Consider the following 12,804-nt stretch of genomic DNA (forward strand, 5'->3'; position numbering starts at 1 on the left):
AAATGGCAAGATATTTGGGTCCTAAGCTCAAGCTGAGCCGTCGTGAGGGCACAGACCTGTTCCTTAAGTCTGGCGTTCGCGCGATCGATTCCAAGTGTAAAATTGAACAAGCACCTGGTCAGCACGGTGCGCGTAAACCGCGTCTGTCTGATTACGGTGTTCAGTTGCGTGAGAAGCAGAAAGTTCGCCGTATGTACGGCATTCTGGAGCGTCAATTCCGTAACTATTACAAAGAAGCAACCCGCCTGAAGGGCAACACCGGTGAAAACCTGTTGCAGCTGCTGGAAGGTCGTCTGGACAACGTTGTTTACCGTATGGGCTTCGGCGCTACTCGTGCAGAGTCACGTCAGCTGGTTAGCCACAAAGCAGTTATGGTAAACGGTCACGTTGTTAACATCGCTTCTTATCAGGTATCTCCGAATGACGTAGTCAGCATCCGCGAGAAAGCTAAAAAGCAGTCTCGTGTTAAAGCTTCTCTGGAGCTGGCTGAGCAGCGTGAAAAGCCGACTTGGCTGGAAGTTGATGCTGCTAAGATGGAAGGCGTGTTCAAGCGTATGCCTGAACGTACCGATCTGTCTGCGGACATTAACGAACACCTGATCGTCGAGCTTTACTCCAAGTAAAGCTTAGTACCAAAGAGAGGACACAATGCAGGGTTCTGTGACAGAGTTTCTAAAACCGCGCCTGGTAGATATCGAGCAAGTCAGTTCGACGCACGCCAAGGTGACCCTTGAGCCTTTAGAGCGTGGCTTTGGCCATACTCTTGGCAACGCACTGCGCCGTATTCTGCTTTCATCTATGCCGGGTTGCGCGGTGACCGAGGTTGAGATTGATGGTGTACTGCATGAGTACAGCACCAAAGAAGGCGTACAGGAAGATATCCTGGAGATCCTGCTCAACCTGAAAGGGCTGGCGGTGAGAGTTCAAGGCAAAGACGAAGTTATTCTTACCCTGAATAAATCTGGCATTGGCCCTGTGACCGCTGCCGACATCACCCATGATGGTGATGTCGAAATCGTCAAGCCTCAGCACGTGATTTGCCACCTGACTGATGAGAACGCGGCTATCAGCATGCGTATCAAAGTTCAGCGCGGTCGCGGTTATGTGCCGGCTTCTGCCCGAATTCATTCGGAAGAAGATGAGCGCCCAATCGGTCGTCTGTTGGTTGACGCCTGCTACAGCCCTGTAGAGCGTATCGCCTACAATGTTGAAGCTGCGCGTGTAGAACAGCGTACTGACTTGGATAAGCTGGTCATCGAGATGGAGACCAATGGCACGATCGATCCTGAAGAGGCGATCCGCCGTGCGGCCACCATTCTGGCTGAACAACTTGAAGCTTTCGTTGACCTGCGTGATGTACGTCAGCCGGAAGTTAAAGAAGAGAAACCAGAGTTCGATCCGATCTTGCTGCGCCCTGTTGACGATCTGGAATTGACTGTCCGCTCTGCTAACTGCCTCAAGGCAGAAGCTATCCACTACATCGGTGATCTGGTACAGCGTACCGAGGTTGAGTTGCTGAAAACGCCAAACCTGGGTAAAAAATCTCTTACCGAGATTAAAGACGTGCTGGCCTCACGTGGTCTGTCTCTGGGCATGCGCCTGGAAAACTGGCCGCCGGCAAGCATTGCTGACGAGTAACCGGATCACAGGTTAAGGTTTTACTGAGAAGGATAAGGTCATGCGCCATCGTAAGAGTGGTCGTCAACTGAACCGTAACAGCAGCCATCGCCAGGCTATGTTCCGTAACATGGCCGGCTCTTTGGTTCGTCATGAGATCATCAAGACGACCCTGCCAAAAGCAAAAGAGCTGCGTCGCGTTGTTGAGCCGCTGATTACTCTTGCCAAGACCGACAGCGTAGCTAATCGTCGTCTGGCATTCGCCCGTACTCGTGATAACGAGATCGTGGCAAAACTGTTTAACGAGCTGGGCCCGCGTTTCGCGAGCCGTGCCGGTGGTTACACTCGCATTCTGAAGTGTGGCTTCCGCGCAGGCGACAACGCGCCGATGGCATACATCGAGCTGGTTGATCGTGCTGAGTCTCAAGCAGAAGTGGCAACTGCAGAGTAATCTGTAGACGCGTAAAAAAACCGGGCTTGCCCGGTTTTTTTACGTCCAAATCCAGCCAAATGTGCGCAATTCCCCCGCTGTGCTTAAGATCCTCGCCCCTATCCGCTATGCTAAGGCTTAATCATTAGGCTAACCGAGGCTGTTTGCCATGGGGTTGCTCGATCAATGGGCGGAACGTCATATCCTTGATGCCCAAGATAAAGGCGAGTTCGACAATTTGCCCGGCCAGGGACAACCATTAGCGCTGGAAGACGATAGCGCGGTGCCGGCTGAACTGCGCGCCGGTTACCGTCTGCTGAAAAATGCCGGTTACTTGCCACCGGAACTGGAAGATCGCAAAGAGGCGCTAACTGTTGCTCGCTTACTGCAAGGGATCAACAGTGAGCACCCAGACTATGTCGATCTCAGCAAGCGCATGTTGCTGTTGGAACATCGATTGCGTCAGGCTGGGATGAGCACGGATTTCTTGCATGGTGAATATCAATGCGCACTGGATGGCAAGTTCACCCGAGAGGAGCAGTAATGTTCAAGATAGGTCAGTTGGCCAAGCTTGCCGAAGTAACGCCTGATACCGTGCGTTACTATGAAAAGCAGGGCATGATGGATCACAATGTCCGCACCGAGGGCGGTTATCGACTCTACACCGAGCAGGATCTTCAACGGCTGCGCTTTATTCGCTATGCTAAGCAGTTGGGATTTACTCTGGAAACGATCGCTGAGCTGCTGTCGATCCGCGTCGATCCTGAGCATCATACCTGCCAGGAGTCAAAGTCGATCGTTGATGCGCGCCTGAGCGAAGTGGAAAGCAAGTTGGCTGAGCTGACGCGTATGCGTGAATCGTTGAAGCGGCTGAGCGACGCCTGCTGTGGCACTGCCCATACCAGCAATTATTGTTCGATCCTGGAAGCTTTGGAACAGGGCGCCAGCGATGACAAAGGCAAAAAAGGTTGCTGACGGCACTTTAATTTTTATATCGCCGGCAGTATTATCGCCCCGTTTTATCCCTCATATTTTACAGGAGCATTATCATGACGAAATATCGTCACACCAAAGGCCAGATTCAAGATAACGCCATTGAGGCGCTGCTGCATGATCCTCTATTCCGTCAGCGGGTAGAAAAGAATGTGAAAGGTAAAGGCAGCTATCGGCGTAAAGAAAAACACAACAAAGGCGGTAACTGGGAGGCCAGTGGTAAAGTATCAAGCGATAATTTACCACTGGCCTTCTGGTTTTAAGTATTAAAAAAGCCACCTTCATCAGGTGGCTTTTTATTGGCATAACCAAACGCTGTCTTACAGTTTTGGCTGCTGTTGCTGGCTCAGCAAATCACGGATTTCCGTCAGCAGTTTCTCTTCTGCGGTAGGTGCCGGCGGCGCTGCGGGCACTTCTTCTTGTTTGCGGCGCATTTTGTTCATCAATTTAATCGCCAGGAAGATGGCGAAGGCGACAATCACGAAGTCGAATACGGTTTGGATGAATGAACCGTAGTTCATTACCACCGCCGGTACGGCGCCCTGAGCTTCACGTAATACCAGATGGAACTGTTTAAAGTCGACGCCGCCGATCAGTAAGCCCAGCGGTGGCATGATGATATCAGCCACGAAGGACGAAACGATCTTGCCGAATGCGGCACCGATAATCACACCGACGGCCAGATCGACCACGTTGCCACGCATGGCAAATTCGCGAAACTCTTTCAACATACTCATAGAACGCACCCCTTGCAGAATTAATAACTCAAGTTTAACAAAGCAATTTCCCTTTGCCACAAAAGGAGAGAAGTTTTATCTCCTCCCAAGGCAGAGAACAACCACGCGATTATAGACCATAGCCAAATAAATTCGTTCTACAAGAAGAACGGGCTCGGTTGGAACAAGCGTTCAACGTCAGGCACGAATTTCTTGTCGGTAATAAACATGATGACGTGATCGCCCTGTTCGATTTTGCTATTGCCGTTGGCAATGATCACGTCGTCGCCACGCACGATCGCACCGATGGTCGTCCCCGGTGGCAACTTGATATCTTCGACGATGCGGCCGACCACTTTGGAGGTGCTTTCATCGCCGTGGGCAATCGCCTCGATCGCTTCCGCCACGCCGCGGCGCAGTGACGAAACGCTGACGATATCCGCTTTGCGCACGTGCCCCAACAGGGCGGAGATGGTCGCCTGCTGCGGCGAAATGGCGATATCAATCACGCTGCCCTGCACCAGATCGACATAGGCGCGGCGCTGGATCAATACCATTACCTTCTTGGCGCCCATGCGCTTAGCCAGCATGGCGGACATGATGTTGGCCTCATCGTCGTTGGTGATGGCGATGAAAACATCCACCTGCTCGACGTGCTCTTCGGCCAGCAGTTCCTGATCGGAGGCATCGCCGTAGAACACGATGGTATCGTGCAGCTGTTCGGCGAGTTCGGCGGCGCGTTGCTGATTCCGCTCGATCAGTTTGACGTTGTAGTCTTTTTCTAGTTTGGCGGCCAGGCCGGCGCCGACGTTGCCGCCGCCGACGATCATGATGCGCTTATACGGTTTTTCCAGCCGCTGCAGTTCGCTCATCACCGCGCGGATGTGCTGTGAGGCGGCGACGAAGAACACTTCATCACCGGCTTCGATAATGGTCGAGCCTTGCGGACGGATCGGCCGATCCTGGCGGAAAATAGCGGCGACGCGGGTGTCAATATGCGGCATGTGTTCGCGCATTGAAGAGAGCGCATTGCCGACCAGCGGGCCGCCGTAATAGGCTTTAACCGCGGCGATGCTGACCTTGCCTTCGGCGAAGTTGACCACCTGCAGTGCCCCGGGGTACTCAATCAGCTTGTAGATATAGTCAATGACCAGCTGCTCCGGCGAAATCAGATGGTCGATTGGCACCGCTTCCGGCAGGAACAGTTTCTCCGACTCGCGGATGTATTCCGGCGCGCGGATGCGGGCGATACGGTTGGGAGTATTAAACAGAGAATAGGCGATCTGGCAGGCGATCATGTTGGTTTCGTCGGAGTTGGTGACGGCAACCAGCATGTCGGCGTCTTCTGCGCCGGCTTCGCGCAGCACCCGAGGGTGGGAGCCATGTCCCTGAACCACCCGAAGATCGAATTTATCCTGCAGCTGACGTAACCGGCCGGAATCGGTATCGACGACGGTGATGTCGTTGTTTTCACCCACCAGGTTTTCCGCCAGCGTCCCGCCAACCTGACCGGCACCAAGAATAATTATTTTCATCGTGTTCTCTGCTTCACACTGAAAGACTTAGGGCGCGCGAGCACGCCCTGAAGAATTACATTTTAATCAGCTTAGCGTAAAAGAAGCCATCGCCGTCCTCGGGATGCGGGATATTCTGCCGCCCTGGCCGCTGCGCATCGCCGGTTTCAACCAGCTTGGCATCGGCGTGGCGCTGCAAGAACGCGGCGATCTGGCTGCTGTTTTCATCCGGCAGGATAGAGCAGGTGGCGTAAACCATCACGCCGCCCGATTTCAGATGCGGCCAGACGGCTTCCAGGATCTCGGCCTGAAGCGCGGCGAGTTCGGCGATGTCGCGATCGCGGCGCAGCCATTTGATGTCGGGGTGACGGCGGATCACGCCGGTAGCGGAACAAGGCGCGTCCAACAGGATACGGTCGAACTGTTTGTCACCGCACCATTGTTGCGGAGTGCGGCCATCGCCCAGCTTAACTTCTGCGTGCAAACGCAGGCGCTGCAGGTTTTCCTTCACCCGTGCCAGACGCTGTTCGTCGATATCGACGGCCATGACGTGCGCTTTCGGCGCCGCTTCCAGAATATGCGTGGTTTTGCCGCCAGGAGCGGCGCACAAATCGAGGATCTGTTCGCCGTCTTGCGGATCCAACAGATCGACACAGCCCTGGGCTGAGGCATCTTGCACGGTGACCCAGCCGTCGGCGAACCCAGGTAGATCGACCACGGCGCAAGGCGCCAGCAACCGCACTGCGTCGGCATAGTCTGCATGAGGCTCCGCGGCGATGCCGGTGTCGGTCAACAGCTGCAGGTAAGCTTCGCGGCTGTGATGCAGGCGGTTGACGCGCAGCCACATTGGTGGCTTCTGGTTATTGGCGTCGACGATCTGCTCCCAGTTGGCGGGATAAGCTTGTTGAATGCGTTTCAGCAACCAGCTCGGGTGCAGATAGCGGCTGTCGTTGTTGGCAGCGCGCTGTAGCAGCTCTTCCTGCTGGCGCTGGAACTGCCGCAAGACACCGTTAATCAGGCCTTTCAACTGCGGGCGTTTCAGCGCTACCGCGCCTTCCACGGTTTCTGCCAGCACGGCGTGCGCCGGGATACGGGTATACAACAGCTGATACAAGCCGACCATCAGCAAATAGTGCAGCGTACGCTGCTTGCCGGTCAGCGGCTTGGCCATCAATTGTTGAATACACCATTCAAGCTGCGGCAGTACACGTAACGTGCCGAAGCACAGTTCCTGCAGCAACCCGCGGTCTTTATCGCTGATGGAGGTTTGCAGTGCCGGCAGGGCAGTGCTTAGCGACTGCCCTTGATCCAGTACCTGGCCGATGGCTTTGGCAGCGATGCTGCGGAGATTGTAATTATTTTTCATAGGCTGAAGCTGATAACGATCGGCATTAAGAAAATAACGGCCCGACGATGAACGGCCGGGCTGTGGGGTGACTTACAGCCGGTTACCCGGGGTAAACCATTCACGACGTGAATTTAATAGGTCTTGCGCCAACATCGGTTTCTTGCCGGCGGGCTGCAGTTGGATCAGGTTGAGGATACCGTCGGCAGTCGCCACCTGAATACCGTGCTTGTCGGCATGGACAACGGTGCCTGGCTCCGCGTTGGCGCTTTGCGCCAGTACGCTGGCCTGCCACACTTTCACCGGTTGATCGTCGATGGTGAAATAGCTGACCGGCCAAGGGTTGAAGGCGCGGATGCAGCGCTCCAGCTGTGCGGCGGACAGTGTCCAGTCCAGACGAGCTTCTTCTTTGCTCAGTTTCTCGGCGTAGGTGACCAGCGCTTCGTCCTGAACTTCGCGGGTGGCGCTGCCGTCTGCCATTTGGTGCAGCGTAGTCAACATGCCCTGCGGGCCGAGCTGTGCCAGCTTGTCGTAGAGACTGGCGCTGGTATCGCTGCTCTCAATCGGGCAAGCAATCTTGTGCATCATGTCACCGGTATCGAGACCGACGTCCATCTGCATGATGGTCACGCCGGTTTCGCTGTCACCGGCCCAGAGCGAACGCTGGATCGGCGCCGCGCCGCGCCAGCGAGGCAGCAGCGAGCCATGTACGTTGATGCAACCGAGACGCGGCATATCCAGCACCGCCTGCGGCAGGATCAGCCCGTAGGCCACTACCACCATCACGTCGGCGTTGAGATCGGCCACCAGGTGCTGGTTCTCTTCGGGACGCAGCGATTTGGGCTGAAATACCGGCAGTTGGTGCTGCTCGGCCAGCACTTTGACCGGGCTGGGCGTCAGCTTGTTGCCGCGGCCTGCCGGGCGGTCGGGCTGGGTAAAAACGCCGACAATCTGGTGCTCAGATGACAACAGCGCGTCAAGATGACGCGCTGCGAAGTCTGGTGTTCCGGCGAAAATAATCCGTAAAGAGTCAGACACGTTGATTTCCTGATCGGTTAGGCGCGGGCTTGAAGCTTGGCCATTTTTTCCAGTTTCTGACGAATGCGCTGACGCTTGAGCGGCGACAGGTAATCGACGAACAGTTTGCCCATCAGGTGATCCATCTCGTGCTGGATGCAGATCGCCAACAGGTCGTCCGCTTCCAGTTCGAAAGGTTTGCCTTCGCGATCCAGTGCGCGGATCTTCACCTGCGCGGCGCGCGGCACTAACGCACGCTGCTCGGGAATGGAAAGACAGCCTTCCTCGATGCCGGTTTCGCCGCTTTTTTCCAGCAGCTCCGGGTTGATCAGCACCAGGCGCTGATCGCGATTCTCGGAGACGTCGATCACGATAATGCGCTGATGGATATCCACCTGAGTCGCAGCCAAGCCAATGCCTTCCTCTGCGTACATGGTTTCAAACATATCATCCACGATGCGCTGGATATCTGCATTGACTTCTTTTACCGGCGCTGCGACTTTGCGCAGACGCTCGTCTGGGAAATGTAATACCTGCAAGACTGACATATATCTTTAGATCTGTATCCGAGTAATGAACGAGGTTTAACCTCTATTCTAGACATTTCCCGACCTGATTGACAGCATTGTGCACCAATTGCTCAGATTGGTAATACCACCGTTTTTGCTGAGGGAACAGACGATGCGGCCGGAAGAGATCGCTTTACGGATGCGAGGGGTAACGGGGCTACAGACCGTCGTGGCCAGCCGGATCGTGCAGCAGCTATCGCAAATGGGTTGCGAGCCTCGCCGCGTGCTGCATGAGCTGGGATTGAACGAACGGCAGCAGACGCAGTTCAACCAGTTGGATCCCGGTTATCTGTCGGCCAGCCTGCGTTGGTTGGAGCTGCCGGCGCACCGTATGCTGAACTATGGGGCGGCCGGCTATCCCGAACGCCTGGCCCAGATCGACGATGCGCCGCTATTTTTGCTGATCGAGGGCGATCCTCAGGCGTTGTTGCACCCGCAGCTCGCCATGGTTGGCAGCCGGCAGTTCAGCCACTACGGCGAACGTTGGGCTAACCATTTTGCCGAGGAATTGGCGCGTTGCGGCTTCACCATCACCAGCGGTCTGGCTATCGGCATCGACGGTATTTGCCATCGTGCGGCGCTGGCGGCCGGTGGCTGCACGATTGCGGTGTTGGGTAGCGGGCTGGGCAATATCTATCCGCGCCGGCACCGCCGGCTCGCGGAGCAGATAGTCGAGCAGGGCGGCGCTGTGATTTCAGATCATTTAGTCACCGACTTGCCTCTGGCCGACCATTTTCCTCGCCGTAACCGTATTATCAGCGGGCTCAGCCTGGGCGTTCTGGTCATAGAGGCTTCGCTGCGCAGCGGTACCTTGGTGACGGCTCGCTATGCGTTGGAGCAGGGGCGTGAGGTGTTCGCCTTGCCTGGGCCATTGGGAAACCCGATGAGTGAGGGTACGCATTGGTTAATCCAGCAGGGTGCGCATCTGGTCACCGGGCCGAAAGATATCGCCGAATTGCTGGGAAGCGGCCTTCAATGGCTGTCACTGAACGAAAATACAACTATTTGTGCGTCGCAGGCTGAAGTTGAATTGCCATTTGCCGATGTGTTGGCTAACGTAGGAGATGAGGTGACACCTGTTGACGTCGTCGCTGAACGTGCCGGCCAACCTGTGCCAGTGGTGGTAATCAAGTTACTCGAACTGGAGTTAGCAGGGTGGATCGCAGCTGTACCCGGCGGCTATGTCCGAATAAGGAGGGCAAGCCATGTTCGACGTACTCATGTACTTGTTTGAAACTTATATCCACAATGAACCAGAGATGCGCGTCGATCAGGATCAACTGACCGATGATCTCGCTCAGGCGGGGTTTCATCGGGATGATATCTACAACGCGTTGAATTGGCTTGAGAAGTTGGCTGACCTGCAAGAAGGTCAAAATGCCCCTTACTTTATGGATGCCGATCCGCTGGCAATGCGGATCTATACCGAAGAGGAAGGTGCGCGTTTGGACGCCGGCTGCCGTGGTTTTCTCCTGTTCCTGGAACAGATTCAGGTATTGAACCTCGAAACCCGTGAAATGGTTATCGATCGCGTTATGGCTTTGGATAATGCGGAATTCGATCTCGAAGATCTGAAATGGGTCGTGTTGATGGTGCTGTTTAATATCCCCGGATATGAAAGCGCCTATCAGCAAATGGAAGAACTGTTGTTTGAAGTGAACGAAGGTTATCTGCATTGAGCCGATAACGCGCATAGAAGACGTTATGACAAAAAACGCGATTTTTGCCGCCAGGCAAAATGAACCCTGCCCGGAATGCGGGGCCGAGCTGGTGATCCGTAGCGGTCGCCACGGCCCCTTCCTCGGCTGTTCCCAGTATCCTGAATGCCAATATATTCGCCCGCTGAAAGCGCAGGCCGATGGGCATATCGTCAAAGTGTTGGATGGGCAACCGTGCCCGAAGTGTCAGGCGACGTTGGTGCTGCGCCAGGGGCGCTATGGCATGTTTATCGGATGCAGCGATTATCCGCAATGCGATCACACTGAAGTGATCGATAAGCCTGATGAAACCGCCATTACCTGTCCGCAGTGCGGCCAAGGCAAACTGCTGCAGCGCAAGTCGCGTTACGGCAAGGTTTTTCATTCCTGCGATCGTTACCCGGAATGCCAGTTCGCCCTCAATGTTAAACCTGTCGCCGGTGAATGCGCCTATTGCCATTATCCGCTGCTGATGGAAAAGCGCACGGCAAAAGGGCCCGTCCTGTGCTGCGCCAGCAAGCTGTGCGGAAAACCCGTCGCGACTACAGAATAATCACATCATGAACTCAGAATTAAGCCCGAACCTTTTATCTATCATCGATGCTTTGCATCAACAGCAGGTGATTGCCTATCCTACCGAAGCCGTATTCGGCCTGGGTTGCGATCCCGACAGCGAACAGGCGGTCAATGCATTGCTGGCGCTGAAACAGCGGCCGTGGGAAAAGGGGCTGATTCTGATCGCCGCCGACTATGCGCAGCTTAAACCTTATATCGACGACAGTGCGCTCAGCGAACAGCAGCGCACGACGATGTTTGTCAGCTGGCCTGGGCCGGTAACCTGGGTGTTGCCTGCTCGCCCGGAGACGCCACGTTTGTTGACCGGGCGCTTCAGCTCGCTGGCGGTGCGCGTCAGCGATCATCCGTTGGTGCAGCTGCTGTGCCGGCAGTACGGCAAGCCGCTGGTGTCGACCAGCGCCAATCTCAGCGGGCTGGAGCCGTGCCGCAGTGCCGATGAGGTTACACGGCAATTCGGCGAAGCTTTCCCGGTATTGGCCGGCGAGGTGGGCGGCCGTCTTAATCCTTCCGAAATCAGAGATGTTCTGACCGGCGAACAGATCCGTCAGGGCTAGAGGTAATAGGCATGGAGAAGTTTGCGGTATTTGGCAACCCTATCGGCCACAGCAAGTCGCCGCGAATTCATGCGCTGTTTGCTGCCCAGACCGGCATTGAGCATCCTTATGGAACAGTGCTGGCGCCGCTGGACGGTTTTGAAACCAGCCTGCAGGCGTTTATCCACGCCGGAGGGCTGGGGGCGAACGTCACGGTGCCTTTCAAGGAGCGAGCTTATTCGGCCGCTTCTGAGCTGAGCGAGCGCGCAGCGATGGCTGGTGCGGTCAATACTCTGAAGGTGTTGCCGAATGGCGATCTATTGGGGGATAACACCGACGGCATCGGTTTGCTGACCGATCTGCAGCGTCAGCAATTGATCCGGCCGCAGGATCGCATTCTGCTGGTGGGCGCCGGCGGTGCGGCGCGCGGTGTGATCCTGCCGCTGCTGTCTTTCGGCTGCCGGTTAACAATCACCAACCGTACCTTCAGCCGGGCCCAAGAGTTGGCCGACGCTTTCCGGCATCTGGGGGAGATCTCGGCGGCGCCGATGGATCAATGTGATCAGCAAGCATTCGATCTGGTGATCAATGCGACGGCGTCCGGCATCAGCGGGGAGGTCCCGGCGTTGCCTGCGGGCGTAGTTAACGCGCAAACCCGTTGCTATGACATGTTTTATCAGCAGGGCGTCACGCCATTTCTAGCCTGGGCGCAGAAGCTGGGGGCAACGGAATATGCCGATGGGCTGGGTATGCTGGTGGGGCAGGCGGCGCATGCCTTCCTGCTTTGGCACGGCGTAATGCCAGAGATCGAGCCGGTATTGCGCCAGCTGCGCAGCGAACTGGCGGCATAAATCCCGCCCGTTCTCTTTATAGGGAACGGGGGGCTGTCAGATGTCTTCCGACAGGTATTCATCTTTCCAGCGTACATAGTTGTTCGAAGAATAAAGCAACCCTTCCAACTCGGCGGCGGTTAACGGCCGAATCTGGCGTGCCGGGCTACCCATATAGAGATAGCCGCTGGCCAGACGTTTGCCCGGCGCCACTAAACTGCCGGCGCCAATCATCACGTCGTCTTCTATTACTGCACCGTCCAACAGGATTGATCCCATACCGACCAGCACTCGGTTGCCGATGGCGCAGCCGTGCAGCATCGCTTTATGGCCCACGGTCACGTCTTCTCCAATCAGCAGGGGATAACCGTCAGGGTTATGTTCGGAGCGATGAGTCACGTGCAGTACGCTGCCGTCCTGAATATTGCTGCGTGCGCCGATCTTTACCGCATTGACGTCGCCGCGGATGGCGACCAGCGGCCAGATACTGACGTCATCCGCCAGATCGACGTCGCCGATGACGACGCTGGAAGGATCGATCAGGACGCGCTGACCGAGTTTAGGGGTGTATTGAAGATAAGAACGTACTGCATCGGACATAGTGCTGCCTCACCTCGGGATCATATTTACCGGCAATACTAGACTCTGACGATGGAATTACAACCAATCTCAGCGCCGGATCCTGCGGAAAATGGCCCTGATCGCACAAGATCCACCCGGAAGGGCTGAAAAGTGTGCAAACAGAAAGAAAAGATCAAAAAAGGGGTTGTGCAAAAAACTCGGATCCCTATAATGCGCCTCCATCGACACGGCGCAAGTGATTCACTTCACACAGCGGCCGGGAAGAAAGAGAAAAAATCCTGAAAATTAGGGTTGACTCTGAAAGAGGAAAGCGTAATATACGCCACCTCGAGTTAGCAAGCGAAAGCGCCTAACTCACTGCTCTTTAACAATTTATCAGACAATC

At 55.6% G+C, this 12,804-nt stretch carries 17 protein-coding genes; 11 read left to right on the forward strand and 6 right to left on the reverse strand.

Annotation, left to right across the window (positions count from 1 at the left end; genetic code table 11):
* The first annotated feature begins 2 nt into the window (after positions 1–2).
* The 6 genes from rpsD (at position 3) to ACJ8HA_RS23500 (ending at position 3,303) form a co-directional block, all read left to right on the forward strand.
* Positions 3–623, forward strand: a complete 621-nt coding sequence (gene rpsD / locus ACJ8HA_RS23475; protein WP_025304496.1) for a 30S ribosomal protein S4 — start codon at positions 3–5, stop codon at positions 621–623.
* A gap of 25 nt (positions 624–648) precedes the next feature.
* Positions 649–1,638, forward strand: a complete 990-nt coding sequence (locus ACJ8HA_RS23480; RefSeq protein WP_002919219.1) for a DNA-directed RNA polymerase subunit alpha — start codon at positions 649–651, stop codon at positions 1,636–1,638.
* Between the two features lie 40 nt (positions 1,639–1,678).
* Complete coding sequence (gene rplQ / locus ACJ8HA_RS23485; RefSeq protein ID WP_004929726.1) at positions 1,679–2,068, forward strand: 50S ribosomal protein L17; 390 nt, start codon at positions 1,679–1,681, stop codon at positions 2,066–2,068.
* 148 nt (positions 2,069–2,216) lie between these two features.
* The gene (locus tag ACJ8HA_RS23490; RefSeq protein ID WP_049208531.1) at positions 2,217–2,591 is read left to right on the forward strand and encodes a DUF1992 domain-containing protein; all 375 of its coding nucleotides are present in this window, start codon (positions 2,217–2,219) and stop codon (positions 2,589–2,591) included.
* Positions 2,591–3,022, forward strand: coding sequence for a Zn(2+)-responsive transcriptional regulator (zntR, locus tag ACJ8HA_RS23495; RefSeq protein WP_016930321.1), 432 nt, complete (start codon positions 2,591–2,593; stop codon positions 3,020–3,022). Before ACJ8HA_RS23490 ends, zntR begins: the two co-directional genes overlap by 1 nt.
* A 74-nt stretch (positions 3,023–3,096) precedes the next feature.
* A complete protein-coding gene (locus tag ACJ8HA_RS23500) occupies positions 3,097–3,303 on the forward strand; it encodes an alternative ribosome-rescue factor A (protein ID WP_025304494.1) in 207 nt (68 codons plus the stop codon).
* Between the two features lie 57 nt (positions 3,304–3,360).
* Here the strand turns inward: ACJ8HA_RS23500 and mscL are convergent, their stop codons facing one another.
* The 5 genes from mscL to def form a co-directional block, all read right to left on the reverse strand.
* Entirely contained in the window at positions 3,361–3,777 is a 417-nt protein-coding gene (gene mscL, locus ACJ8HA_RS23505; RefSeq protein ID WP_049208534.1) for a large-conductance mechanosensitive channel protein MscL, read from the reverse strand.
* A gap of 137 nt (positions 3,778–3,914) precedes the next feature.
* On the reverse strand, positions 3,915–5,291 hold the full coding sequence (gene trkA / locus ACJ8HA_RS23510; protein WP_004929716.1) for a Trk system potassium transporter TrkA: 1,377 nt from the start codon (positions 5,289–5,291) through the stop codon (positions 3,915–3,917).
* 55 nt (positions 5,292–5,346) lie between these two features.
* Positions 5,347–6,636, reverse strand: a complete 1,290-nt coding sequence (gene rsmB / locus ACJ8HA_RS23515; protein WP_197759631.1) for a 16S rRNA (cytosine(967)-C(5))-methyltransferase RsmB — start codon at positions 6,634–6,636, stop codon at positions 5,347–5,349.
* A gap of 72 nt (positions 6,637–6,708) precedes the next feature.
* Positions 6,709–7,653 carry a methionyl-tRNA formyltransferase gene (fmt, locus tag ACJ8HA_RS23520; RefSeq protein WP_141999077.1) on the reverse strand — a complete coding sequence of 315 codons (945 nt, stop codon included), beginning with the start codon at positions 7,651–7,653 and terminating at the stop codon, positions 6,709–6,711.
* Between the two features lie 17 nt (positions 7,654–7,670).
* Positions 7,671–8,180 (reverse strand): peptide deformylase, encoded by a 510-nt coding sequence (gene def, locus ACJ8HA_RS23525; RefSeq protein ID WP_015379260.1) that lies wholly within the window; start codon positions 8,178–8,180, stop codon positions 7,671–7,673.
* A gap of 133 nt (positions 8,181–8,313) precedes the next feature.
* Here def and dprA point away from each other — a divergent pair, with 133 nt between their 5' ends.
* From dprA to aroE, 5 genes are read left to right on the forward strand one after another with little or no spacing between them, the layout of a single operon-like run.
* Positions 8,314–9,435, forward strand: a complete 1,122-nt coding sequence (gene dprA, locus ACJ8HA_RS23530) for a DNA-protecting protein DprA (RefSeq protein WP_043138824.1) — start codon at positions 8,314–8,316, stop codon at positions 9,433–9,435.
* On the forward strand, positions 9,407–9,880 hold the full coding sequence (smg, locus tag ACJ8HA_RS23535) for a DUF494 family protein Smg (RefSeq protein WP_025160381.1): 474 nt from the start codon (positions 9,407–9,409) through the stop codon (positions 9,878–9,880). The genes dprA and smg overlap by 29 nt, the downstream gene beginning before the upstream one ends.
* A 25-nt stretch (positions 9,881–9,905) precedes the next feature.
* A complete protein-coding gene (locus ACJ8HA_RS23540) occupies positions 9,906–10,451 on the forward strand; it encodes a DNA topoisomerase family protein (protein ID WP_025304489.1) in 546 nt (181 codons plus the stop codon).
* A gap of 7 nt (positions 10,452–10,458) precedes the next feature.
* Complete coding sequence (gene tsaC / locus ACJ8HA_RS23545; RefSeq protein WP_148123792.1) at positions 10,459–11,028, forward strand: L-threonylcarbamoyladenylate synthase type 1 TsaC; 570 nt, start codon at positions 10,459–10,461, stop codon at positions 11,026–11,028.
* Positions 11,029–11,039: 11 nt separating this feature from the next.
* Positions 11,040–11,858 carry a shikimate dehydrogenase gene (gene aroE / locus ACJ8HA_RS23550; RefSeq protein ID WP_060448526.1) on the forward strand — a complete coding sequence of 273 codons (819 nt, stop codon included), beginning with the start codon at positions 11,040–11,042 and terminating at the stop codon, positions 11,856–11,858.
* A gap of 36 nt (positions 11,859–11,894) precedes the next feature.
* On the opposite strand, the gene ACJ8HA_RS23555 is transcribed toward aroE, so the two are convergent.
* Complete coding sequence (locus ACJ8HA_RS23555; RefSeq protein WP_025304486.1) at positions 11,895–12,437, reverse strand: gamma carbonic anhydrase family protein; 543 nt, start codon at positions 12,435–12,437, stop codon at positions 11,895–11,897.
* Between the last annotated feature and the right edge of the window lie 367 nt (positions 12,438–12,804).

Source organism: Serratia sp. CY33802, assembly GCF_052169095.1.
Lineage (GTDB): Bacteria > Pseudomonadota > Gammaproteobacteria > Enterobacterales > Enterobacteriaceae > Serratia > Serratia bockelmannii.

Coding starts and splice junctions, on each gene's coding strand:
- ACJ8HA_RS23540 (WP_025304489.1), top strand. CDS start 9,906: ATGACAAAAAACGCGATTTTTGCCGCCAGGCAAAATGAACCCTGCCCG.
- rsmB (WP_197759631.1), bottom strand. CDS start 6,636: ATGAAAAATAATTACAATCTCCGCAGCATCGCTGCCAAAGCCATCGGC.
- zntR (WP_016930321.1), top strand. CDS start 2,591: ATGTTCAAGATAGGTCAGTTGGCCAAGCTTGCCGAAGTAACGCCTGAT.
- rpsD (WP_025304496.1), top strand. CDS start 3: ATGGCAAGATATTTGGGTCCTAAGCTCAAGCTGAGCCGTCGTGAGGGC.
- def (WP_015379260.1), bottom strand. CDS start 8,180: ATGTCAGTCTTGCAGGTATTACATTTCCCAGACGAGCGTCTGCGCAAA.
- tsaC (WP_148123792.1), top strand. CDS start 10,459: ATGAACTCAGAATTAAGCCCGAACCTTTTATCTATCATCGATGCTTTG.
- ACJ8HA_RS23500 (WP_025304494.1), top strand. CDS start 3,097: ATGACGAAATATCGTCACACCAAAGGCCAGATTCAAGATAACGCCATT.
- ACJ8HA_RS23555 (WP_025304486.1), bottom strand. CDS start 12,437: ATGTCCGATGCAGTACGTTCTTATCTTCAATACACCCCTAAACTCGGT.
- smg (WP_025160381.1), top strand. CDS start 9,407: ATGTTCGACGTACTCATGTACTTGTTTGAAACTTATATCCACAATGAA.
- rplQ (WP_004929726.1), top strand. CDS start 1,679: ATGCGCCATCGTAAGAGTGGTCGTCAACTGAACCGTAACAGCAGCCAT.
- aroE (WP_060448526.1), top strand. CDS start 11,040: ATGGAGAAGTTTGCGGTATTTGGCAACCCTATCGGCCACAGCAAGTCG.
- trkA (WP_004929716.1), bottom strand. CDS start 5,291: ATGAAAATAATTATTCTTGGTGCCGGTCAGGTTGGCGGGACGCTGGCG.
- dprA (WP_043138824.1), top strand. CDS start 8,314: ATGCGGCCGGAAGAGATCGCTTTACGGATGCGAGGGGTAACGGGGCTA.
- ACJ8HA_RS23480 (WP_002919219.1), top strand. CDS start 649: ATGCAGGGTTCTGTGACAGAGTTTCTAAAACCGCGCCTGGTAGATATC.
- ACJ8HA_RS23490 (WP_049208531.1), top strand. CDS start 2,217: ATGGGGTTGCTCGATCAATGGGCGGAACGTCATATCCTTGATGCCCAA.
- mscL (WP_049208534.1), bottom strand. CDS start 3,777: ATGAGTATGTTGAAAGAGTTTCGCGAATTTGCCATGCGTGGCAACGTG.